The following is a 23835-nucleotide window of genomic DNA, read 5'->3' as shown; positions in this document are numbered from 1 at the left end:
CGTGAGAACGATTTTAAAAGCCAAATGGTGGATCATCGCCGCTTGGATCGCCGCCATCGTCCTTTTGCTCACCCTGCAACCGAATATGGCCGACCTCGTTCACGAAAAGGGGCAAGCGATGATTCCAAAGGGTTACAGCTCCGCGGTCGCCTCGGATATTTTGGCTGAAATGGACCGACAAAACGGTGCCGGGGACACGCTGAGCACTGCTCTTGTATTTTATGATAAAAAAGGCCTTTCAGATCAAGATAAACAAGAAATCCAGCACGCCGTCAACGAATTAAAAAAGCAGCAATCGGCGCTCGGCATCACCGATATCATCAGCGTATTCGATCAGCCGGATCTGAAAGAAAAGCTGGTGTCGAAAAACGGGACGACGATGCTCGTCAACATCAAGGTCAAGGCCCGCGACACCAAGGCGTTAACAAAAGATTTGTATGCCGCCATCTCAGATGTAAAGGTGGATCATTATTTTACGAGCGATTGGATGATCAACAACGATACGGAAGCGAGCATGCAGGCCGGGCTGCACAAGACCGAATCCATTACCGTCATCTTTATCTTGCTCGTCTTGTTCATCGTCTTTCGGTCGGCGGTCGCTCCGTTCATCCCGCTCATCGCGGTCGGGGTGACTTATATCGTTTCGCAGGCGCTCGTCGCCTTTCTCATCGACTGGTTTGATTTTCCCGTCTCCAATTTCACGCAAATCTTTCTCGTCGCGGTTTTATTCGGCATCGGCACCGACTACTGCATTCTGTTGATGAGCCGCTTTAAAGAGGAGCTGCCGAAGCACGAGACGACGGATGAAGCGATCGTCGCAACGTTCAAAAACGGCGGCCGGACCGTGTTTTTCAGCGGGCTTGCCGTGTTCATCGGCTTCGCTTCCATCGGCCTGTCCGCCTTTAACATTTATCAATCCGCCGTCGCCGTCGCTGTCGGTATCGCCGTGCTCATCGCCGCATTGCTCACCATCGTCCCGTTTTTCATGTCCATCCTCGGTCCGAAGCTGTTCTGGCCGTCAAAAAAAGCGCTCGGCCACACCGAGAGCAAACTTTGGGGCGGTCTCGGCCGCTTTGCGTTGCAGCGCCCGTTCATCGCCTTTCTCATCGCCTGCGCCTGCACGCTTCCGTTTCTGATCACTTACGACGGCACGCGCTCTTTCAACAACATGAAAGAGATCAGCAGCGATTACCCGTCGGTCAAAGGGTTTAATATCATCGCAGACAATTTTAATCCCGGCGAAGCGCTGCCCACAACCATTGTTTTGAAAAACGACGAGCGCATGGACGAGCCGAAATATTTGGAAACGATCGAAGCGATCACGCGGGAAGTAGGCAAAGTCGACCATGTCAAATCGGTGCGCAGCGCGACGCAGCCGCTCGGGGCGCCGATCAAAGATTTTCTCGTCCCCAATCAAGCGGAAACGCTGGCGGGCGGATTGAAAAAAGCGAATGACGGCGTCAAAAAAATTGCAGGCGGTCTTGATGATGCGAGCGGAAAATTGACGCATTCGGCGCCCGAATTGAAAAAGGCGACCGCGGGCATCAATGATCTCATCGCGGGGACGAAGGCGTTAAAAGACGGCGTCGTGAACCTTCAACACGGCCTCCAACAGATCAAGAACGGCATCGACCAAGGTGCTTCCGGCTCGGGCCAGATCCGAAAAGGATTGCAACAGGCGGAATCCGGGGCGGCAACGCTCGCCGCAAACGGCCGAAAGCTCTTGGACGGCTATAAAGAAATCCAAAATAATCTCGAACAACTCGAAAACGGATATAATCAAATCCAACAGGGCCTGACAATAGCGGTAAACGGCTTAAACAAATATGCGGACAAACATCGCGAGGCACTGGCGGACCCGAATTTTGCCGCAGCCTATGCCGCCATCACCGGCGATGGTACGGGCAATCCGGATTTGGCCACATCGATATCCCAATTAAATCGCGGCCTGGACCAATTGACCAAAGGCTTGGCTTCCGCCAATGACGGGTTCGCGGCCATCGCCGCCAAGCAGGAAGAACTCGTCCAAGGCTTGGCCAAACTGGAAAAAGCCATCGCCCAACTGGAAAACGGCTTAAAGCAAGCGTCAGCGGGCCAAGGCAAAGCGATCGCCAACTTGCCGTCGCTCGCCGGCGGATTGGATGACGTCAACGGCGGGCAAGGTCAGCTCAAAGCCGGTTTTTCCGGACTCGACGAACAAATGGATGAACTCATCAAAGGATTGGACGGCGCCGTCAACGGCTTGAATCAGGTGTCGGGCGGTTTGGACGATGCCAGCGGTTTCTTAAATGATCTCGCGAAGACGAACCGCGCGCTCGCCGGTTATTACATTCCGGATCAAGCCCTCGAAAATAAAGACTTTAAGGAATCGCTGGATACGTACATGTCCCGGGACCGCAAAATCAACAAGCTCGACGTCGTCTTTGACGTCAATCCGTATTCGGAGACGGCCATCGATCAAATCGACGACATCCGGGCGGCGGTCGAACAAGCGACCAAAGACACCCCGCTTGAGAACGCGAAGGTCGCCGTCGGCGGCGTGTCGAGCGTATTCCACGATTTAAGCCACATTTCCGATGACGACTACTCGCGTACCGCCGTTTTGATGCTGATCGGCATCGGCATCGTGCTCACCGTCCTTCTGAAATCGTTCGTCATGCCGATTTATCTCATCGGCTCGCTCATCCTGACGTATTTTACGGCGATGGGGGTGACCGAAGCGCTTTTCGTGAACCTCTTCGGTTATCCCGGCATCAACTGGGCCGTGCCGTTTTTCGGGTTTGTCGTCGTCATCGCGCTCGGCGTCGATTACAGCATTTTCTTAATGGACCGTTTCAACGAATACCGCGGCATGCCGGTGCGCACCGCCATCCTGCTGGCGATGAAATCCATCGGCACCGTCGTGATATCGGCGGCCGTCATCCTGGGCGGCACCTTCGCGGCGATGATGCCTTCCGGCGTCGTCACTTTGATGGAAATCGCGACCATCATCATCGTCGCCTTGATTCTTTACAACCTGATCATCCTCCCGCTGCTGATCACGGTCCTCGTCCGCACTTTTGGACCGGCCAACTGGTGGCCGTTCATTTATACAACTAAACACGAATCACAGGCGGCAAATAAATAACCCCCCCTGTTCATCGGGCCGTTGCTTTGCATGTTTAAATGATTGAATAAAAAAGGCCATTTGTTAAGAAAAAAAGGGCGTTTCCAAATGAAACGCCCTTTTTCTTTATTCATTAAACAAGATAAGAGGTACCGACGATAATCAAAAGGATAAACAACACGACGATCAGCGCAAAGCTGGAGCCATATCCATATCCTCCACCGCCACCATAGTAACCCATGCGAAATCACCACCTTATAAACAAGTTAGTATAACCTATGCATGACCTAATAGGTTCCGGAACGGCGATCGGAAAAAAACGATGCGAAACCAACGATCATCTAAGATTCAAAATGTTCAACCTCGCAACGGCCTGCCCAATCCAAGAATAAAAGCCGCTTACGGACCTCTCAGCCCGGAAGCGGCCATCTTACATGACGGCATGGCAAGCGGCAAACGCCTATTATCAACTCCAACGAAAACGGCTACAAAGCGCATTCACGGTTCGCGGCAACGGCAAAATCATGCGGTGCGCCGGCCGATGGATGGCCGATGCCGCGCGTTCACCCTGTCATTTCACCGCCGACACGCCGGTCTCCGTAGGAACGGATGGCGTCAACAACTTGACGATCGCTTCGATTTTATCGACCCATCCCAATGAGACGAGGCCGTTGCCCTCGCCGGCCTTGTCATAACCGAGCCCGACCGTCCGGCGAACGAGTTGGGCGTAAAGCTCCGGTTCGGTCAGCTTGCGGCCGAATTCGCTTGACGTCAGGTTGGCGAGCAACGCCAACGCGCCGCTGACATGGGGCGTTGCCATCGATGTGCCCGAAAGGCGGGCATACCGACCGCCGATAAACGTGGACACGACGTTGACGCCGGGCGCGACGACGTCGACATTGTCGTTCGAATTCGAAAATGGGGCCAATCGCCGATTGAAGTCAACGGCACCGACTTCGATGACTTCATTATAATCGCCCGGATAGGAAGCTTCCGGCGTGTCGGTCCTGCCGTCCCCTTCATTCCCTGCGGCGCAGACGACGAGGATATCGTTTTTGACGGCGTTCTGGATGGCGAGGTGCAGCGCATCGTCATCGTCCGGGCCCCCGAGCGACATTGAAATGACCTGGACTTTTTCCCCGTCCGGCCCGCGCCAATCGACGGCGTATTGGATGGCTTCGACGATCCAGTCCGTCTCGCCGCTTCCGTCTTGCGACAAGGCCTTTAACACGAGCAGGCGCGCTTCGGGCGCCACGCCGATAATCCCCGATTCATTTTGGTTGGCGGCGATCGTCCCGCATACGTGCGTCCCGTGGCCATTATTGTCTTCATAACGATCGGCCTTGCCGTTATAATCATCGGTAAAATTGCGTCCGTCGATGATGCGGTCCTTTAAATCCGGGTGATCGATTTGGCATCCGGTATCGATGACCGCCACCACAACGCCTCGGCCGCGGTCGCTTTTGTCCCAAATCGAAGGCGCGTCGATCATCGCCACCCCTGCCGGTACGGTTTCGGTCGGCGTTTCCACAACTTCCTCAACGGTGTACGGGATCAATCGGACTTTTCCCAACGGTACCCCTCCTCGGATGATTGATTATCAAATTATTCGGGTCGCTGGCGAAAAATCCCTATCAGACCATGGAATCATTTTTTCTGCGATACGCATGGGACCTCCCGCGCATCCGACCTCCCGCCCGCCCCGCCGGACCGCTTCCCAAACGGCCTGGCTTCACGATCACGCCAACGGCCTCGGCGGTCCACAGGCATAGGTCTTACGGAGCGGCCGCTTTCACAAAAAAGCAACGGCCCCTGCACGCGATGGCTGAAAGGGCGCCGTTGCTTTTATCCCCAAAACCCCCGTCGGCTAAACGCCTCATGCGGGGGGATCGGCCTTTATAGTTGAGGCGGCGCACGGTCAAGATTTTTTCAGAAGCCGCAAATAAGCGCGCACGAACCGCCGCCATTGCTTTCTTTTTCCGTAATACGCCCGGACGAGATCCAAAAACAACGGATATTTCCCCGCATACGGAAACCAGTTCACTTCGCTTTTTTTCCGACCGCGGTCCACCAAAATCGCTTTCGGATAGGTAAAGGCGCGCAAGCCGGCTTCCCCGTGGTAGCTGCCGATGCCGCTTTCTTTGATGCCGCCGAACGGCAAATACGGGCTGGCGATGGAAACGATGGTGTCATTGACGACGACCGAACCGCATGCCAACACCGCGGCGATCCGCCTCGCCTTCTTGGCGTCGCGCGTCCACACGCTCGCGCTTAACCCGTAGCGCGTATCGTTCGCCAGCCTCACCGCCTCCTCTTCCCCGTCGAAGGGCATTACGCAGATCACCGGGCCGAATGTTTCTTCCCGCATCACTTTCATTTCATGCGTCACATCGGTTAAAATCAGCGGCCCCAGTTTCAAACCGGTTTCGCCTTTCCGTTCATCCGGGAAGCGGCCGTAGGCCACCACCGCTCCCTTGGAGACGGCATCGTGAACATGGTCCTTCACAATATCTATTTGCGGCGCAAAGGTCATCGAACCGAGATCGGCATCGTCGCTATCATCCTGTTTCAATAAGCGAACCTGTTCCTTCAAAAGGGCGACGAACCGTTCGTAGGCCGGACGTTCCACGTAAATGCGTTCCGCGGACACGCACACTTGCCCGCTGTTCGTGAGCGCTCCCCAAACGGCGCCTTTTGCCGCTCTTTCAAGATGGGCGTCCTGGAAAATGATCATCGGGTCTTTGCCGCCCAACTCGAGCGTCGTCGGAATCAGTTGCCGCGCCGCCGCTTCCTGTATGATTTTTCCCGTTTTCGTCGAGCCGGTAAAAAAAATATAATCCGGATGCGCCTCAATCAGCTTTGCGCCGAGGTCGCCGGCGCCGTGCGCCACTTGGACCGTTCCGACCGGAAAACCCGCTTTTTGGAACCACGCTTCCATCCATTTTCCGACCTTAGGCGTGACCTCCGACGGTTTGATGATCACGCTGTTGCCCGCCGCAAGGGCGCTGAGCGCGGGGACGGCCGCCAGCATGAAAGGGAAATTCCAAGGTGAGATGACGAGCACGACGCCGCAGGGCTCATGCGCAATATAAGAGGTTTTCCCGATGAGCGTAAGCGGTGTTTTCACCTTTCTCGTCTTCAAAATCCGCTCGGCATGCCGTTCCAAATACGCGATCGCTTCCGCCACGACCAACACCTCCGCGGTGACCGCCTCGGTTTTCGGCTTGCCCGTGTCCCGAGCGATCACGTCGACGCATTCATCCAGCGCCTCCAACAGTTCCAGTCGCAACGCTGTCAAATAACGAAGCCGTTCGGCCACCGCGAGGCGCCTCCAAGTATCAAAAGCGCGCTGCGCTTGCCGCATCATGTCCGGCACGGAGGCCAGCGGCGTCCCTGCAGCGTCCTGAACGGTGTTCCCTGCCGCCGCTGGCTTCGCCGTCAGATTCGACACGTTCAACCCTCCCATACAATAATGGGGAACACCCGCTTCGCGTGGCCTGCCGGTCTCCCCATTCATAATCGTTGGCCTTGGCGCGGTCGGGGCGCCAAGGCATTGTTACCGCCGCCGCGCGGGCGGATGCGATGCCCGATCCCCGTGTTCGCCTTAAGCGATCGGGATGTTCTTCTCGGGGTCGTGGCGGTGCTGTTTGTAATAATCGACGATGCGCTGGACGTAATCCTTGAAATCGGGGCAGAAAATGCCACCTTCCGCCAGGACGCGGCGCGCATGAGTCGTATCGTAATGGCACGTCGCGCGGAAATAGTCCAAGGCTTCCTTCTCCACGCCATAGAAGCGCCGGAGCGCCGAGAAAGACAGCAACGCTTTGACGAGTGACGGGGCGATTGTCCACGAAGGCGTTTTGCCGAGCTGCGCTTCACAGATCATCCGGAAAACATCGCGGCTTCTGTAAGGTGAGGGATCGGTGAGATGGAACGTCCGATGAATCGCCTTGTCCGTTTCCGAAAGGTATAGGACCGCTTTCACGATGTAGTCGACAGGCACGACGTTTAACGGCGCTTCCGCCTTGCCGATATAGGCGACCGGCAAGCGCCCCATGCGGTCCAAGAACCGCATAATAAAATACGGGCCGTCAAATTTGGCAGTCTCTCCCGTCACGGAATCTCCGACCACGATGCCGGGGCGGATGATCGTCACCGGCACGTCGCGGAGGTCGCGAACGAGCTTCTCGGCGGCAAATTTTGTCGCTTCGTAATGATTTTTGAACCCTTGACCAACGTCGAGTTCATCCTCTTTGATGATCCCCGTGCGATCTCCCGAAACATAGGCGGTGCTGAAGTAGATATAACGTTCCAGCTTTTCGAGGGAACGGACGAAGCGGTTGACGTGATCCGTTCCCTCCACGTTCACTTTTTCGGCAAGCGCTTTCGGGACGGCCAAATCGTAGACCGCCGCCAGATGGAAAACATGCGTGACGTTCTTTATCAACTCTTCCAACTGTCCGTCGCTGAGCCCGAGCTTCGGGTCCGTAATATCCCCGCGCAATATCCGAACGTTTGCAAAGTTTTGGACGAGACGCTCCGCTTTCTCCAATTGGCTGGGATGAACGAGAAGAATAAAAGCGGCGTGCGGGTGACGCTCTTGAAGCGCTTTCAACAATCGCGAAGAAATGAACCCGGGAAACCCGGTCATAAAGCACGCTTGCACACCCTACTCCCCCTTCGTCATCGGCCTTGAAAATTCGGCGTCCGCTTGGAGAAAAATGCGGAAATGCCCTCCGCCGCGTCTTCCGTATGGATGACGGACAACAAGTTCTCCCGTTCCGCGCGCAAACCTTCTTCAAGCGAGGCGTCGCCGCCTCTGTAAACGGCACCAAGAATGGCCTTCATCGCGAGCGGAGCGCCGGCGGCAAGCCGGTACGCCCAGCGGAATGCTTCTTCGCGCACTTCCTCCTGCGGGACGACGCGGTTGACCAACCCGTATGCCAAAGCCGTTTGGGCGGAAATCCGTTCGCCCGTCAACATAAGTTCCAAAGCCCGCCGCCGGCCGATCAAACGGGGCAGCCGTTGCGTTCCCCCGTATCCGGGCATGATCCCGAGGCGCACCTCCGGCAACCCGAGCTCCGCGTTTGCGGAAGCGATCGCCAAATGGCAGGCCATTTGCAGCTCGTTGCCGCCGCCGAGCGCTGAACCGTTAAGACAGGCGATGACGGGCTTGGAAAACGCTTCGATCCGGTTGAACAAGGCGTGCATGCGGCCGAGGGACTGCTCGGCCCGTTCCCTGTCTGCCCATTCGCCGAATTCGCTGATGTCCGCGCCGGCCGAAAACATGCGATCGCCGGCACCGGTCAGGACGATGGCGCGGATGTCGTCATCGGCTTCCGCCCGATCGAGGATTGCTCCAATTTCATGCAGCGTCTCGCGGTTGAGCGTATTCATCGGCGGGCGGTTAATCGTGATCACACAGACCTTTGCTTTCGTTTCAACGAGACAATTGGAACCGCTCATGACGACGCCTCCCGTTCCACGATCACCGCAACGGCCATGCCGAACCCGATGCACATGGCGGCAAGACCGTAGCGGCCGCCGCGGCGTTCGAGTTCATTGACGAGGGTGGCGATGATCCGCGCGCCGCTCGCGCCGAGGGGATGGCCGAGCGCAATGGCGCCGCCGTTCGGGTTGACCTTTTCTTCATCGGCTCCAATTTCCTTCAGCCATGCGAGCACGACGGAAGCAAACGCTTCATTGACTTCGAATACATCGATGTCGTCCAGTGCCAGACCCGCCCGTTTCAGGACTTTGTGCGTCGCGGGGATGATCCCCGTCAACATGATCTTCGGATCGACACCGGCGAGTGCGGTCGCCACGACGCGCGCTCGCGGCCTTAAACCGAGCGCTTCCGCCTTTTCCCGCGAAGCGAGCAAGACGGCGGCCGCGCCATCGCTGATCTGGCTGGAATTTCCGGCGGTCACTTTGCCGTCCAGACGGAAGGAAGGTTTAAGGTTGGCCAACGCTTCGAGGCTCGTATCAGGGCGCGGCGTTTCATCCGCGGTGAACCGCCTTTTTTCGCCGTCCGGCGTTTCCACTTCGATCGGAACGATTTCATTGTCAAACCGCCCTTCTTTTTGCGCCCGGATGGCTTTTTCGTGGCTCTTCAATGAAAAAGCATCCAGCTCTTCCCTCGATAAATGCCACTTTTCCGCGATGAGTTCCGCCGATAATCCCTGGGGAATAATTTCATAGCGTTCGAGCAAGCGATCGCTGAAAGTCCCGCCGTCCGAGCCCATCGGCACCCGGTTCATGCTTTCCACTCCGGCGGCGATCACACAGTCCGCCATGCCCGCCATGATCGCATGCGTTCCCTGAGCGAGCGTCTCGAGGCTGGAGGCGCACATCCGGTTGACGCTGACGCCGCACACTTCCACCGGGAAACCGGCGATCAGTGCGGCCATCCGCCCGATGTTATACCCTTGTTCGCCCACTTGTGTCACGCATCCCATTTTAATATCCTCGACGTGGGAAGGATCGAGATGGTTGCGCTTGACCAGTTCCTTCAACACATGCGCAGCCATATCATCCGGGCGCACCCCGGAAAGCGAACCTTTTTTTCTCCCGATCGGTGAACGAACCGCATCGATGATCACCGCATCTCTTTCCCGCATTGCATTCACTTCTCCCCTCACATATCATTGGCACCTGATGGCTTTATGGATCGCCCCGTTGAATCGGGGCTGCCGTTTATCCAAAAACATGAGGCATTATTCTCTCCCCCTGCGATGCCCACCACACCCGGCATTCACGGTCGCATTAGAAAGTAAAGAGATCAATGCCGCCTGCGACCGGCAACCCGATACCCGTGATGTATCCCGCTTGATCCGAAGCGAGAAACGCGATCGCATGGGCAATGTCTTCCGGTTCGCCCGGCCGTTTGAAGGCCGTGCGGGCGATCATCCGTTCCCGCATTTCCGGATTGGTCATTTGGAACGCTTCGGTATTGATGATGCCGGGAATGATGGCGTTCACCGTAATATTGTACCTCGCCCCTTCGAGCGCCAACGTCCGCGTCAACCCGAGCAATCCGGCTTTTGTCGTGGCGTAACTCGCCTGACCGAAACCGCCCAATGTCCCGGCGACGGACGACATGTTGATGATGCGGCCCCATCGTTGTTCCTTCATATACGGCCAAACCGCTTGGCAGCAATTATAAGCGCCCGTCAGATTGACGCGGAGATCCCGTTCCCAAAACGCATCGTTTTGGTGCTCAAACCGCGCGGTATGGTCAAGCGTTCCGGCGTTGTTGACGAGAATGTCAATCCGTCCGAATTGTTCCTTGATTTGCGCCATGACGTCATGAACTTCTTTTTTGTCGGTCACGTCCATCCGGAAAGCCGCCGAACGGCGCCCCATCTTCTTGATTTCTTCCGCGGTCGAGCGGGTGTACACTTTTTTGGAATAAGCCATGACTTGGGCGACCGGACCGATCTTCTCCGATGTTTCCTCCAAGCGTTCATCGTCTTCAATCAATATGTCGGTTACGACGACGTCGGCGCCCGCCGCGGCGAGCACGAGGGCATCCGTCCGTCCAATGCCCCTCGACGCCCCCGTGACGACGGCCACTTTTCCTTCAAGCGGAAGGCTCATGCCTTTGTTCCTCCTTTTGGGTGGACTTCGACGCTCGCGGCCCATTCGTTGGCCGCCATCTGGTATTCCGGTACGACTTCTTCGGCATAGCAGCGTTGGATCAAGTCCCGATAACGCTTTTCGATTTCCGGGACGCGGACTTTCAGCGAAGGCGTGAGTTCACCCGTTTCGGTCGTCCAATCCGCTGATAAAATCAATACTTTTTTCGGCTGTTCAAAACGGGCGAAGCGCTGAGTAAAACGCGCGACTTCCTGACGCAGAAGGCTTTGCACCCTGTCATCCATGATCAAGGCTTTGGGCTCTTCGGCAATCCCGCGCTGCCGGGCCCACGGCACGAGCTGTTCAAAGTCCGGGACGATTAAAGCGATGACATACTTTTGCCCGTGTCCGACAAGGACGGAATTTTTTATGTAGAGGCTCTGATTCATGGCGTTTTCGACGGGCTGCGGCGCGACATTTTTCCCGGTTTTCAGAACCAAAATTCGTTTTTTTCTATCCAAAATTTTCAGATATCCATCGTCATCGATTTCCCCTAAATCGCCCGTTTTAAACCATCCATCCTCAAATTGCTCTTTCGTCGCCGCTTCGTCCTTGTAATAGCCCTTCATCACGCTTGGCCCCCGAACGAGGATTTCACCGTCGGGAGCGAGGCGAACTTCAAGGTTGGGAAGCGGCTTGCCGACGGTGCCGACTTTGGCCCGGACCATTGGATTGGTCGCCACCACCGGAGAGGTTTCGGTCAACCCGTATCCCTCTAATACCGGCAGATCCACGGCCCAAAAAAACCGCGCGATTTCAGGATTTAGCCCCCCGCCACCGGAGATAAGACCCCGGAGGCGCCCGCCCAATTCCCGTTTCACTTTGCTGTAAACCAACTTGTCGGCAAGCTTCCAGCGCCGCCGCAAAGGCCCAGGAAGTTCGCCGCGGCGAATGAATTCGTCCACGGAATGATTTAAATAAAAATCGTACCGTTCCATGCCGACCCGCACTGCCCAGTCGAAAATTTTTCGGCGCAAAGGCGTGCCGGATTCGATTTTTTCCATGACGCGAGCGTATACTTTTTCAAATAAAAGCGGGACGCTGACGAGCACGGTCGGCCGCCACTCCAACAAATTCCGGGGAAGGGCATCGATGCTTTCGGCGTAAGCGATGGTCGCGCCGACCGACAGCGGCACAAATTGACCCGCCATCCGTTCAAACACGTGGGAAAGCGGAAGATGAGAAAGCAGCACATCATCGGGACGCGCTTCAAGCATCCAAAACTGGACCCCTTCGATATTAGCCAAGATGTTCCCGTGCGTCAGCATTGCCCCTTTGGGATTTCCCGTCGTCCCCGACGTATGGATGATGGTCGCCAGATGGTCGCGGCCGATGTCCCGCCAAGTCGCTTCCCAGTTTTCCAGCGGACGCGCCCCGATTTCTTCCAATTTGGAAAAACCGAAAACCCTTTCATTTTCCGCCATGTCGTTTGGCGGCTCAATGACGACAATGCGGCGAAGGCGATCCGCACCATGAACCACTTTCTCCAATTGTGCGCCGTTTTGCACGATCGCCGTTTCACAGTCGGCATTATTGAGAATGTAAAGCACTTGATCAGCCGGGAGGGTGGCATGGATCGGAACGCTCACCGCGCCTAGGCTCATGATGGCGAGATCGGCGACCGGCCACTTCGGGTGATTTTCGGAAAGGATGGCCACTTTGTCGTCCTTGCCGACCCCTAATGCCGCCAGGCCCGACGCCGTCCGACGGATCGCCTGCCAAAACTCGCCATACGTCAGGCGGCGGTAATGCGCCTCGCTCTTCCATGCCAAGGCGGTTTTGTCGGCGTACCGTTGCACGGTGCGAAAGACCATGTCCACCAAATTGTTGGGTTTCATGGAACCTCCCCCAGTCGAAAACGGATAAAATACGGCTTGGCCCAGTTTCAATCACTGGGCCTCGCGGTCAAAGATATTGCTTCACATTATATTGGCGCAACACGTTTTCCATCTTGATGGCTTTGCCGATGTCCCCTTTAATTTTTAGCTTGCCGGTCATAAAAGCGACCGTGCCGCTCAACTCGCCGAGGAGCAATTTTTTGAAATCGGCGAACGAGATTTGCAAGATGCAGTCCGCTTTTTGCGGCGCGCCGAATTCCACCTTCGCTTTTCCGTCAGCCAAATGCAGCTGAAAGGATTGGTTTTCATCCGTAATATCGTACTGATAAATCGCGTTCAACCCTTCAATCGGCTTAGGATTTTCGTTCAGCACCTGTTCGATTTTTTGTCCGGCTTCTTCGAGGGTGTAGTCTTCGAGGCTTTTCGTCATGATCCCATGCTCCTTTCATAGATTAATAGAATTTATGGATGAAGGCGCAGCTGGCGCGCTCTTCCCTCTATTTTTATGACCGGGTACCAATACGTATACGTACTCACTGGACAAAATCGCTTTCTACCATCGGACGGCCTCGGCGTTCACGTTCGAAGCCACTAAAACACGGAAACCGACGGAGTGAAAACGTTTACAGTCTAGCCGATTTTTTAAAGAAAGAAGGATTTTAATTTTGTTCCACCGTTCGTTAAGTGCCGGCCAATCCCCAGCGCTTCCTTATAGCGGAAAGGTTACGGCTTGCCCGCCTCCGACGGTTTTTCCATAAACAACATGTTGAAGGATCCGACGACGATCCGGTTCAACAGCCGGGCGAGCGGTTCCGTATTTAAGATTTCATCGGGGGCAATTATTTTATGGATGATGACCTCGTTAATGGCGCCGACCATCGCCAAAGCCAACGTCCGGATGTCTTCGCTCCCGACGGCCCGCACCGAGCCAAGCTCGCTTTCCACCGTGCGCTGAATCAGTTCGGCAAACCGGAGATGGGCGTTCTGCCGCACCTCTTCGACCTTCTGACTCACGCCGACGGATGAAACCAACAGCAGCCGGGCGGCAGACTTCCGCTGCAAGCACAGATCGAGATAGCGCTGTATGCCGGCCAATGCTTTATAGGCCATCCGTTTTTCCAGTTTGACCGCCGCTTCGACTTCAGCGAGCACTTCGTCGACTAGGTGCTGAAACAAACCGGCGAGCAAATCCTCTCTATTTTCAAAAAATTGATAAAAAGTTGTTTTGGATACGTGGGCGCATTCCACGACATCGAGCACGGACGTTTCTTTGAACCCTTTTTCGGTGAAGAGATGTAAACCGGCAAAGAGCAATTTTTGGCGCGGTTCTTTCGGCATATGTTCTGCAAATAATAACCTATCCAATGTGACATCTACTCCTGTGACTTATACGCGTACGTATTCGTACTCTTATTTTACTTGAACCGTCCGCGCCCTTCAAGCCTTTTTCTTACACCCTGACACCGAAAGGCGCGTACAAATGGCGGGCGATAATCAAATGTTGGATCTGGTTGGTCCCTTCGAAAATATCGAAGATTTTGGCATCCCTGTACCATTTCTCGACCCATTGTCCGTCCAGGCCGGCGGTGCCGAACAATTCGAGACACTTGGCGCACACGTCAACCACCATCTTTCCGGCATACGCTTTGCACATCGCCGCTTCCTTCGCGTTCGGCCGCCCGATATCCGCTCTCCATGCCGCCTCCCAAGTCAGCAGGCGGGCGCTTTGAATCTCTTGCTCAATGTTCGCCAACGTCCCGGCGGCCAACTGGAATGGACGTCCGCGCTTCGGGTAGTCACGGCGTACCATGTCCAAGGTGCTTTCATACGCCGCCCGCGCGATCCCGACCGCCATGGCCGCGATGATCGGACGCGTATTGTCAAAAGTCTGCATGGCCACGCGAAATCCCGAAGGACCGGATTGACGGTTTTCGTAGTACGCTTCTCCTCCAAGCAAATTTTCGTCTGGAACAAAACAATCTTCGAATACCAATTCCGCCGTCTCGGAGGCGCGAAGCCCCATCTTGTGGGCGAGCCGGGGACAGCTGAAGCCTGGCGTGCCTTTTTCGACGACAAACGCCCGATGGCCGCTTCGCCCCATCCGCCGGTCGATCGTCGCGAACACGACCACCCAAGAAGCCCGCTTGCCGTTGGTAATAAAGATTTTTTGCCCGTTCAGCACATAGCCGCCTTCCACCTTCCGGGCGGTCGTCTGGATGCCCGCGACATCGGACCCCGCTTCCGGTTCTGTCAATGCGTAAGCCCCCCAACGCGGCGGTTCATCCCGGTTGAAAATCGACAGAAAGCGGCGTTTTTGTTCCGGTGTGCCAATGGCCTGTATGGGCGGTCCGCCGAGACCCGGTCCGGGAAGCGTCAAGGCGATCGCCGCATCCCCCCAGCCGAGTTCCTCGGCGGCAATCACTGCAAGGCGGTTTCCTTGGCGCTCGCCTTTCCGTTCGTTTTCTTTCCCGCTCGCCGCCGAATCCATGTGTTCGTGATCCGATTCACCAAAAGTTGCCGTGCTTAAGGTGATGCCAAGGCTGTTTACTTTTTCCAGCCAGTCGTCCGGCACCCTGCCAATTTTGTCCGCTTCGAGTGAAATGGGGCGCATCTCATTTTCCGCAAACCAGTGGACGATGTCTTTAACCTGTTGTTGGTGCGGGGATAATTGATAAGATATCACGCCGAAACCTCCTTTCCATCCACCCATTTTTCCGGCGTTCGGTTTTCCCTAGGACGGGATGGCATCCCTTAATCCTTGCCATAGGGAGCCGTCGTGTCATGGGACCCCTATCGCATTCGAGATATAGCATCTTAGACGGCAAACATCAGATCGATGATCCTTTCCAATTAAGAGGCAACAACGATGCCTCAACTTACCGTCTCCCTTTCTTCCGTCAACAACTGTTCCCCTCGGCGCAGCAACAAATCTTGCTCGCCGCCGTTGAGCGCGATTTGCGCCGCGGCATCCCGCATCCACTTTTCTACGGGATGGTCTTGCACATAGCCGTGACCGCCAAGCAATTGCACCGCGGAATCGGTCACCAGACGAAGCGACCGGTGCGCGCGGGAAAGCGCGTCGAGGGATAAACCCGGCGCTTCCGGCTCTTCGCGGTCAAGCGCGGACGCCGCCCGCCAAACGAGCAAGCGCGCCGCCTGCACCGCGACCGCCATATCCGCCATCTGGAAAGAAACACCTTGAAATTTTGCCAGTTCTTGCCCGAAGGCGCGCCGGGTGGCTGTATACTCGGTCGCATACGACAATGCCGCGGTCATGAGTCCGACTTCTTTGGCCGCCTCCAATACGCGAAGGCGGGCAAGCGCCCGGGAAAGCAAGCGATCGGCGTCACGCCCTTCGGCCACGACCGCATCCTTGGTAACGGTGAGATCGTCAAATTGAACGCGCGCCCACCCGCTGGCGAGCAATCCGAGGCGATAATCACCCGGGATGGCGCGCCAACGGGTTTGTTCCTTATCCAGCCAGAACAGGCGCGTCTTCCCGTCAGGTCCCGGCGCAGCCAGGAGTAGATAGGCGGCAAAAGCGGCCATTTTGACGGGCCGGGAAATCCCTTTGATCACATAACCATTTTCAAAGGAGGCACCGGTGATGTTTATGCTTTGCGAAACCCCCGGATCGCAGGCGTTGAGAAAAGCGACGGTGGGCCATTGCCCGCCCTCACCGGTCCGTCGATACGCGGCAAAGGCCTGATTCTCCGGAGCAAGGCGCATAAAGGATGCGGCGTCTCCGGGACCGGGCAGCCCTTGCACAAGAGCAAGATCGCCGTTACTCAGCGCCTCCAGAATTTGCGCTTGCGAGATCAGAGTCATTTCCATACCGCCCCAGCGCTCCGGGAGTTCGAGCGCCGCAAAACCCAGCTCATTCGCTTTTATCGTCCATTCCCGTGCGGCCTGCCGTTCTTCTTCACTGGACCGGGCGGCCGGACGCAGGACTTCTTCGGCAAGCGTTTTGGCAAGCGTGATGAACGCCGTTTCCTCATCGGTTGGTTGAAATGAAATCAAATCCACAACCTCCTTTCTTTTCGCTTCACCGCAAATTTTCGTCATATGCTTCCATTTAAGTACTAGTACGTATCCGTACTATACCGCAAATTGAATGTTTTTTCAAGCGTTTCTTAAAATATGCGTTTGGACCATTTTCTAAAAAGTTGTCGCATCGTTCCGATGCCTTTCAATCACCAGACGCGGAGGGGCGCACGGCACGGCATCGTCCTTTTTCCCATCTCGCGTCTGACGGAAAGCGAATATTTGTTCGTATGATTGTGGTACAATAATACACGAACACGGGACGGAACGCTTGTTCGTATTTCTTCAAAAGGAGGAAGATATTTGATCTCGATTTCGAACGGGTTGTCGCTCATGATCGCGTTCGCCTCTTTGATCGTCGCTGTGATTTCCGTTAGCCAGAAAAACAAGTAGACGCCCTCGGCATTTCTGGCGCTTTAAGGATAAGCGTTCCGCCACCGTGTTCTTTTACTAATTAAAACCGGGAGGATGCACGCTTTTTCGAAGGGCCTTTGCGATCTCTGCCAATTTATTTGCCTCACGGCAGATGGAGTTTTAGAGCGGAAAAATCCGTTTTTTCATTCCTCGCCTGGGCGTTCCTATATGTTGCCCCAAAGGCAGCGACGCCCACAACGGCTTCCCCCTCACCCAACTGCGGAAAATCCCCTTTCTTTTGAGACACCCCAACCCTTTCAAAAAAATTTTTCGACGATCTTGACGATTCTTGTGTTTGTGTGTACTATGTTACTAGTACACTAAAACAGACATTCACTTGTGAAGCCATTGGAGGGTTTGAACATGAACACATGGTGGCAATTGTCCAAAAAAGAATTTCGCCTTGGGTTGCCCGCCTTTTTGTTTACGCTCATCGGCTTGGTTGCCGTCTTGACGCTCGCGTTTTATCTGGGCACTAGAGCGGGCAGCGGCGACCATGAGGGGCTCCAAGCCGTCAAGGCGGCGTCCCTGCTTTTGATCACCGCCCATGTTTTGTATTTGCTGTGCTATATGGTTTACAGCCTGCAAAGCGAAAGAAAAAAACTGCATCTTTGGCTCGCCTCGCCTTTGCCTGGCTCTGTCCTGTTGTCGGCAAAACTGGCAAATGGGTTGTTGGCCATGACGGTCACCCTCTCGATTTCAAGCGCCGTCGGCCTCATAACTACCGCTTTGTTGCATGATCTTCCAAAAGGATACACATGGGGAACACTTATTGCCAACGGCGGATTTATCATCCTTAACATCTATTTAATGTCCATCTTCTTTGCCCTTTGTTTCGTCTTTTTTTGGATGATCTATCGGATGCTTCTTCGTCGTCTCGGGGGCATCACGAGCGGGGTGATCACGGGGCTATTCGCATGGCTTTTGTCCTATTTGACCAATCTGTTTGAAAAAACCGAACTTTACCATGCGATCGTCCGCTGGGGAAAAATTTCGAGCCCGAGCATTTTGAATCAAACGGGAATCAGTTCCGGTCATATCTACTTGGGCGTTTATATTTGGTACACCGGCATTGCGGTCGTTCTTTTTGCAGCATCGTGTTGGATTTTGGACAAAAAAGTCGAGGTGTGAGCCATGACCGATTTTGATTCGGCGACGCCGATTTATTTGCAGCTCGCCGAACGGATTCAGCGACAGATCGTTCGCGGGGATTTAAAACCTGGGGAAAAATTGCCGTCGGTCCGCGACATGGGCGTACAATCCGGGGTCAATCCGAATACCGTTCAACGGACTTACCGGGAATTGGAGGCGATGGGGATCGTGGAAACGCGAAGAGGCCAAGGCACGTTCGTAAGCGAAAACCCGGAGGTGCTGCAGACGTTGCGCGAATCGCTCAAACGGGCAGAAATCTCCCGTTTTGTTGAAGGGATGAAAGCGATGGGCTTCTCCGACGCGGAGATCATTGCCGGTCTGAAAGATCATTTAACGGAAGCGGAAGGAAGGTATGAGGATGATTAAGTTTGAGCATGTCGGAAAACGGTATTTGAAAAAAGTCGCGTTGAAAGACATCAACTTGGAGCTTAAACCGGGAAAGATTGTCGGATTGATTGGAGAAAACGGCAGCGGGAAATCAACGACTTTAAAATTGATCGCCGGACTCATTCAGCCGACGTCCGGCGTGGTGACGGTCAACGGAAGACGAGTGACTCGGCGAATCTCGGAACATGTCGCCTATCTTTCCGAACTCGACGAATTTTACGGATTTTTTACCGTCGGCGAGATGATCGCGTTTTTCGCTTCGCAATACCCCGATTTTAATAGAGAAAAGGCCGAGGAAATCCGGCGGTTTATGAAGCTCGCACCCGACAGCAAAATCAAGAATCTGTCGAAAGGCAACCGCGGGCGTCTAAAAATCGTGCTGACGCTGGCGCGGGAAGTGCCGGTCGTGCTGATGGATGAACCTTTATCCGGCCTCGACCCCATGGTCCGCGATGCCATCGTCAAGGGGTTGATTTCATTCATCGATCTCGAACGGCAAATCGTCCTCATCACCACGCACGAGATCAAGGAAGTCGAGACGATTCTCGATGAAGTCCTGCTGATCAAAGGCGGCGAAATCATCGGTCATAAGAACGTCGAAGAACTCCGCGACCGCGAAAACCTCGGCCTCGTCGAATGGATGACCAAAGTCTATGCGGGGGACTGTCCCCCAACGGTTTAAAGCGATAAAGCGTTGAAGTGGTTGCCCCACAAGGGTTGGCGAAACTTTCGATCAAAATCAATAGATCATTTTGACTAATTTTTTTAGGCATTTCGTATTAAATTCGGGGGACTGTCCCCCAAAGGAGGTCATTCAATGGTTCAGCCGGCGATTCAATTGAAAAATGTAAAGAAAACAATTGGAAAGAAGACGATCATCCACGGGCTGACTTTCGATATTCAACCTGGGGAGGTGTTCGGCTTTCTCGGCCCGAACGGCGCGGGGAAAACGACGACCATCCGCATGATCTGCGGCTTAATGAAAATGACGGAAGGCGACATTTATATTTTCGGCCATAGCATCAAAACCGAGTTTAAACGAGCGATTCAACATCTCGGCGCCATCGTCGAAAATCCCGAATTTTATAACCATCTGAGCGGCTATCGAAATCTCGTGCATGCCGCCCGCATGGTCTCCGGCGTGACAAAAGAGCGGATTGACGAAGTCGTCCGACTCGTGGGACTGCAACACCGCATTCACGATAAAGTCAAAACCTATTCGCTTGGGATGCGCCAGCGGCTCGGGCTTGCTCAAGCCCTTCTCCATCGGCCCAAGATTTTGATTTTGGATGAACCGACGAACGGCTTGGATCCCGCCGGCATCATCGAAATCCGCAAATATATCCGCCGCCTTGCGGAAAAAGAAGGGCTCGCCATCATCGTATCCAGCCACCTGCTCAGCGAAATCGAGCGCATGTGCGATCGCATCGGCATCATCCAAAACGGCCGGCTCATCGATGTGCAAACCGTAAACGAATTTGTCAACGCCGATGCCGAGATGACGGTTCATTTTATCGTTGATCCCGTCGATCTCGCTATTGAAGTGCTGAAAAGCACGACGGGCCAACAACCGGCGCGAACGGGCGATCAACTACAGCTGTCGCTGGAGCGCGAAGCGATTCCGGGCATCGTTGAAATCCTCGTGAACGCCGGCATAAAACTGTACGGCATTACAACACAGAAAAAATCGCTTGAGGAGAAATTTTTGGAAGTGACGGGAGGGCAACAAATTGTATAAGTTTTTGCGGCTTGTGCAGAACGAAAACATGAAACTGTTTCGCAAAACGTCGACGCTCATCATGATATTGATGTTGATCGGCGCGATCATCACGGTTGGAGCGATCACCAAATACAACGGTTTACAGGAAGACACCGATTGGCGGCAGAACGTCAAAAGTGAAACGGTGGCGTTGAAACAACAATTGAGCCACACCCACGGGAACGCGGCGAAGGCTCTGAAAAAACAAATCGCGGTGAACGAATACCGGCTGGCGCACAACATCCCGCCATTATCCAATCGATCGATTTGGGGATTCACCAATAACGCCACGGACATGATGCTCATCATCACGATTTTTACCATCATCATCGCCGGCGGCATCGTCTCCGGGGAGTTTCATTCCGGGACGATCAAGCTGTTATTGACGAAACCGGTCAGCCGCTCGACCGTTCTATTATCAAAATACGTGACCGTTCTTTTCGCTGGTCTCAGCTTCAGCGCGCTGAGCTTGATCGGCTCGTGGCTTACCGGCGGCGTGTTGTTCGGTTTTACCGACCTCGATCATCCCGCCTTGACCGTATTGGGAGGCAAAGTCGTCGAAGAAAACATGCTCGTGCACGTCCTCGCCGTATACGGATTGGATTTCGTTCAACTCATCGTCATGGCGACGATCGCCTTTATGATATCCAGCGCGTTCCGCAACACCTCGCTGGCGATCGGGTTGACAATTTTCGCGATGATGGGCGGGCAACTCGTGCTGCAACTGTTAGCCCGATACGATTGGGTCAAATACGTCCTGTTCGCCAACCTCGACCTCTCCGGTTTTTTCGGTACCGGCCAACCGCCTGTCGAAGGCCTGACACTCGGCTTTTCCATCACGGTCTTATTGGTCTATTACGCCGTGTTCATCGCCATCGGTTGGGTCGCTTTCACCCGCCGCGACGTCTGATGGGGGACAGTCCCCCATCGCTTTAAAGCTTTAATGAAGTAAAGATCAAGTGCCACAAGCATTTGGAAAAATCTTATCTGAACGCAATCCGTCATAGGTTATAAATTTTTTAGTTCAAAAGGATTATTTTTGGGGGTCTGACCCCAGGCGTTCGCCGATCCACGCGATAAAAAACAAAATGATCGCGCCCATCCAAATGTAATCCATCGGCGTCCATGACCCGATGCGTTTCACGAGGACGAAGAGCGAAAATAGAATAAGCGCCCATAGGCACAAATTTCCGAACCAGCTGATCATTTTCCGGACCATATTAACCACCAACGCCTTCCAGCCTTTACTCTACTAAAATATACAAGAAGACCGATGAATTGTCTAGAATCGCGGGACCTTGGGCGCGTGGCAAAACTTCCCGGTTAAACGCTTATTTTGTTTTTGAACCGAATGAGCAACGTTTCGGCTGCCCAAATGCACAATTGCTCTATTGCCTAATTATGCAACCGTGCGGGGCAGCGCCGGGAAAACGGTTGAACGAAAAACTAATTATCTGGAAGTGCCGTTCGATCGTGAAGCGGAACGGGCGGCTTTGATTCGGATGTCGGATGGGCGCATCCCACCGATTACAAGCCGTACGCCTAAAAAACACTGTATAAAGAGGACCGCGCCATTGTGAAAAGCCAATTATTCATTACCGGCGGGGCGCCCCATTCTGCGCGTGCCGCCGGCCACAAACAATGAGTCTTTTTTAACCAATAGCTGATTTTCGCATTCCAAATCTGTTGGAACCATTCCGACACATGGGTTTTTAAAACTTGCCGCCCCCCATCCCCTTGCGAAGGCGACGCCGGCAGCGGAGATAACGGCATGGCCCGTCCAGGAAACGAATCCCATCCAAACTGAAATTCCGCTGCCGGGCGCATCGGGGTTTTCCGCCGCCGAAAGGACGTGCGGCGTACCATGCCCGCCTCCTTACCGCGCGGGTTCATTCGATTCGAGAAAGGCTCGGATCCTCGCGGCGGTCTCTTCCGGCCGTTCCTCGGGGATGAGATGGCCGACGTTTTCAAAAACGATGAGCTCCGCGTTCGGCAAATCGCGGACGAACCGCAGGCCGATATCGGGGGGAACGATCCGATCTTTGTCGCCCCAAATCAATAAAACCGGCGTTTGGATCCGGTGTAAAGCCGCGGGCGGAAGATCTCCTTCACGGTGGCGCATCAAGCGAACGAGCGAGCGATAAAACGCCGTTTCCTTCAACGGTTCCAAATAGCCGTCCATCATCTCTTGAGTGATGATCGAGCGGTCATGCGTCACGCTGAGAAACTCCGCCATCACATCTTTTTTGGCAAAATAAAGCTTTAATAAGCGATGAAAAAACGGTGTATACGAGAGCATGACGAGGGAACGGCGCACCCGGCCCATATAGCCGGCCGCCGCCAGTCCAACCACTTTCAAAACACGCGTCGCGTCTTGATAAGCCGCCTGCAAGGCGATTTGCCCTCCCATCGAATGCCCGATCAACACCGCCTCTTTGATGTCATGGGCGCGGAGAAAATCCAAGACAAGTTTTCCGTAATTTTCAAGAGAGTAATGAAATGCCGGCGATTTTTCACTTCGTCCGAAGCCGGGGAGATCGAGGGCAAAAATCGGGTAATCGTTCCTTAAGTGCGGAATGAGGCGGCGGAAACTGAAACACGACGATAAATAACCGTGAATCAAGACCAATGGCGGCCGATCCGTGCGTCCATGTTCTCCATGCCGTTCAAAATAAAGATTGACCCCATTCAGACGCATTGTCTCTCCCAATGTCCTCACCTTTTCCGCAACATTGACCTGATTTTCAACTTCATTGCTTCTAACCCGCTTGCGCTGACGACGCCACCCGTCCTCCCATACAGAACGACGGCTCAAGCACCCGCTTTTGTGCCGCTCGTCATGTTTCTCTACGGAAAATTGTTCACTAATTCCAGGACAAACATGTATATCAAATGGCCGCTTTTTTATAAACAAAATCTTCATCGATTTCCCCCAAAAATTGGTTCGACATCCATGATCAGCCAAGCGGCAGCCGGATGGTTCGTCAGACGGCCGAAAATCGGTCTGGGTGAACGGAAGATGGCGTCGGAGCGGCAAGAAGGACGGTTTCCAAAAACAGACGTCGAAAGGCCATTCCAAATCAAGGATAGATCAAGAGCAGACGTTTTTCATGATAAAAGTTTTTGCAAACGGGAGCGCCAAAAAGGTACCGTCAAGAATTTTGTGTAATGTAAGATAGATAGGGTATCTCTGAAATGGATTTGGAATGGATAGGGAACCGGTTTCCTTCACACAAGAGACTGAATATTCAGTCTCTTGTGTGGAAAGGGAGAATCCCCTCATCTCATCTATTTACATTATTTGGTTAATGATAACGTTCTTCAAACATTCGCTCGAGGGCTTCCTGCGCTTCGGCAAATCCTCGCAACTTTCGTTCTGCCCATTTCTCGTTAAAATCTTGAACGGTCAAATATACGACTTTTTCAGCGGCTTCTAAACTGCTCAAACTGTTCATCGGCTTTAGACGTTTCCGAATCTCCTTGATCGTTCGTTCGAT

21 protein-coding genes and 1 pseudogene are annotated in these 23835 nt (G+C 54.3%); 7 read left to right on the top strand and 15 right to left on the bottom strand.

What is annotated here, in order from left to right; translation table 11 throughout:
* Window position 1: 1 nt before the first annotated feature.
* The gene (locus CCB157_RS02785; RefSeq protein ID WP_077614407.1) at window positions 2–3127 is read left to right on the top strand and encodes an MMPL family transporter; all 3126 of its coding nucleotides are present in this window, start codon (window positions 2–4) and stop codon (window positions 3125–3127) included.
* A gap of 112 nt (window positions 3128–3239) precedes the next feature.
* Here the strand turns inward: CCB157_RS02785 and CCB157_RS02780 are convergent, their stop codons facing one another.
* The 12 genes from CCB157_RS02780 to CCB157_RS02725 all read right to left on the bottom strand — a co-directional run bounded on the left by CCB157_RS02780 (window position 3240) and on the right by CCB157_RS02725 (window position 16608).
* Window positions 3240–3347, bottom strand: coding sequence for a YjcZ family sporulation protein (locus tag CCB157_RS02780; RefSeq protein ID WP_077614406.1), 108 nt, complete (start codon window positions 3345–3347; stop codon window positions 3240–3242).
* Window positions 3348–3677: 330 nt separating this feature from the next.
* Window positions 3678–4679 carry a S8 family peptidase gene (locus tag CCB157_RS02775; protein WP_238594571.1) on the bottom strand — a complete coding sequence of 334 codons (1002 nt, stop codon included), beginning with the start codon at window positions 4677–4679 and terminating at the stop codon, window positions 3678–3680.
* A 345-nt stretch (window positions 4680–5024) separates the two neighbouring features.
* The gene (locus CCB157_RS02770; RefSeq protein WP_238594570.1) at window positions 5025–6557 is read right to left on the bottom strand and encodes an aldehyde dehydrogenase family protein; all 1533 of its coding nucleotides are present in this window, start codon (window positions 6555–6557) and stop codon (window positions 5025–5027) included.
* A 153-nt stretch (window positions 6558–6710) separates the two neighbouring features.
* A complete protein-coding gene (locus tag CCB157_RS02765) occupies window positions 6711–7772 on the bottom strand; it encodes an SDR family oxidoreductase (protein ID WP_238594569.1) in 1062 nt (353 codons plus the stop codon).
* A 17-nt stretch (window positions 7773–7789) separates the two neighbouring features.
* On the bottom strand, window positions 7790–8572 hold the full coding sequence (locus tag CCB157_RS02760; RefSeq protein WP_077614404.1) for an enoyl-CoA hydratase/isomerase family protein: 783 nt from the start codon (window positions 8570–8572) through the stop codon (window positions 7790–7792).
* Window positions 8569–9726: a thiolase family protein gene (locus CCB157_RS02755; RefSeq protein ID WP_077614403.1), complete on the bottom strand. Its 1158-nt coding sequence runs from the start codon at window positions 9724–9726 to the stop codon at window positions 8569–8571. Before CCB157_RS02755 ends, CCB157_RS02760 begins: the two co-directional genes overlap by 4 nt.
* A gap of 145 nt (window positions 9727–9871) precedes the next feature.
* Window positions 9872–10705: an SDR family NAD(P)-dependent oxidoreductase gene (locus tag CCB157_RS02750; RefSeq protein ID WP_077614402.1), complete on the bottom strand. Its 834-nt coding sequence runs from the start codon at window positions 10703–10705 to the stop codon at window positions 9872–9874.
* Window positions 10702–12582 (bottom strand): AMP-dependent synthetase/ligase, encoded by a 1881-nt coding sequence (locus CCB157_RS02745; protein WP_077614401.1) that lies wholly within the window; start codon window positions 12580–12582, stop codon window positions 10702–10704. The genes CCB157_RS02750 and CCB157_RS02745 overlap by 4 nt, the downstream gene beginning before the upstream one ends.
* Window positions 12583–12649: 67 nt before the next feature.
* Window positions 12650–13012, bottom strand: a complete 363-nt coding sequence (locus tag CCB157_RS02740; RefSeq protein ID WP_077614400.1) for an SCP2 sterol-binding domain-containing protein — start codon at window positions 13010–13012, stop codon at window positions 12650–12652.
* A 293-nt stretch (window positions 13013–13305) separates the two neighbouring features.
* The gene (locus tag CCB157_RS02735; protein WP_077614399.1) at window positions 13306–13947 is read right to left on the bottom strand and encodes a TetR/AcrR family transcriptional regulator; all 642 of its coding nucleotides are present in this window, start codon (window positions 13945–13947) and stop codon (window positions 13306–13308) included.
* 85 nt (window positions 13948–14032) lie between these two features.
* Complete coding sequence (locus tag CCB157_RS02730) at window positions 14033–15265, bottom strand: acyl-CoA dehydrogenase family protein (RefSeq protein WP_077614398.1); 1233 nt, start codon at window positions 15263–15265, stop codon at window positions 14033–14035.
* Between the two features lie 188 nt (window positions 15266–15453).
* Window positions 15454–16608 carry an acyl-CoA dehydrogenase family protein gene (locus CCB157_RS02725; RefSeq protein ID WP_369688654.1) on the bottom strand — a complete coding sequence of 385 codons (1155 nt, stop codon included), beginning with the start codon at window positions 16606–16608 and terminating at the stop codon, window positions 15454–15456.
* A 321-nt stretch (window positions 16609–16929) separates the two neighbouring features.
* Between CCB157_RS02725 and CCB157_RS17930 the strand changes: the two genes are divergently transcribed.
* The 6 genes from CCB157_RS17930 (at window position 16930) to CCB157_RS02700 (ending at window position 21248) form a co-directional block, all read left to right on the top strand.
* A complete protein-coding gene (locus CCB157_RS17930) occupies window positions 16930–17019 on the top strand; it encodes a putative holin-like toxin (RefSeq protein WP_238594568.1) in 90 nt (29 codons plus the stop codon).
* 384 nt (window positions 17020–17403) lie between these two features.
* Window positions 17404–18171 (top strand): hypothetical protein, encoded by a 768-nt coding sequence (locus tag CCB157_RS02720; RefSeq protein WP_077614397.1) that lies wholly within the window; start codon window positions 17404–17406, stop codon window positions 18169–18171.
* A gap of 3 nt (window positions 18172–18174) precedes the next feature.
* Window positions 18175–18558 carry a GntR family transcriptional regulator gene (locus CCB157_RS02715; protein WP_077614396.1) on the top strand — a complete coding sequence of 128 codons (384 nt, stop codon included), beginning with the start codon at window positions 18175–18177 and terminating at the stop codon, window positions 18556–18558.
* Window positions 18551–19261 (top strand): ABC transporter ATP-binding protein, encoded by a 711-nt coding sequence (locus tag CCB157_RS02710; RefSeq protein ID WP_077614395.1) that lies wholly within the window; start codon window positions 18551–18553, stop codon window positions 19259–19261. Before CCB157_RS02715 ends, CCB157_RS02710 begins: the two co-directional genes overlap by 8 nt.
* A 135-nt stretch (window positions 19262–19396) precedes the next feature.
* Window positions 19397–20317, top strand: a complete 921-nt coding sequence (locus CCB157_RS02705) for an ABC transporter ATP-binding protein (protein ID WP_077614394.1) — start codon at window positions 19397–19399, stop codon at window positions 20315–20317.
* Window positions 20310–21248, top strand: coding sequence for an ABC transporter permease (locus CCB157_RS02700; protein ID WP_077614393.1), 939 nt, complete (start codon window positions 20310–20312; stop codon window positions 21246–21248). The genes CCB157_RS02705 and CCB157_RS02700 overlap by 8 nt, the downstream gene beginning before the upstream one ends.
* Window positions 21249–21371: 123 nt before the next feature.
* Here CCB157_RS02700 and CCB157_RS02695 read toward each other — a convergent pair whose 3' ends face one another.
* From CCB157_RS02695 to CCB157_RS02675, 3 genes and pseudogenes are all read right to left on the bottom strand, one after another.
* Window positions 21372–21557, bottom strand: coding sequence for a hypothetical protein (locus CCB157_RS02695; RefSeq protein ID WP_077614392.1), 186 nt, complete (start codon window positions 21555–21557; stop codon window positions 21372–21374).
* 657 nt (window positions 21558–22214) lie between these two features.
* Window positions 22215–23048, bottom strand: coding sequence for an alpha/beta fold hydrolase (locus tag CCB157_RS02685; protein ID WP_158077177.1), 834 nt, complete (start codon window positions 23046–23048; stop codon window positions 22215–22217).
* A 595-nt stretch (window positions 23049–23643) separates the two neighbouring features.
* A pseudogene (locus tag CCB157_RS02675) lies at window positions 23644–23835 on the bottom strand (IS256 family transposase); the annotation flags it as partial.

The organism is Caenibacillus caldisaponilyticus, from assembly GCF_002003465.1.
GTDB classification, from domain to species: Bacteria; Bacillota; Bacilli; order Bacillales; family Sporolactobacillaceae; genus Caenibacillus; species Caenibacillus caldisaponilyticus.
The sequence above is the reverse complement of the archived record's forward strand: the minus strand, read 5'-3'. Positions and strand labels throughout refer to the sequence as shown.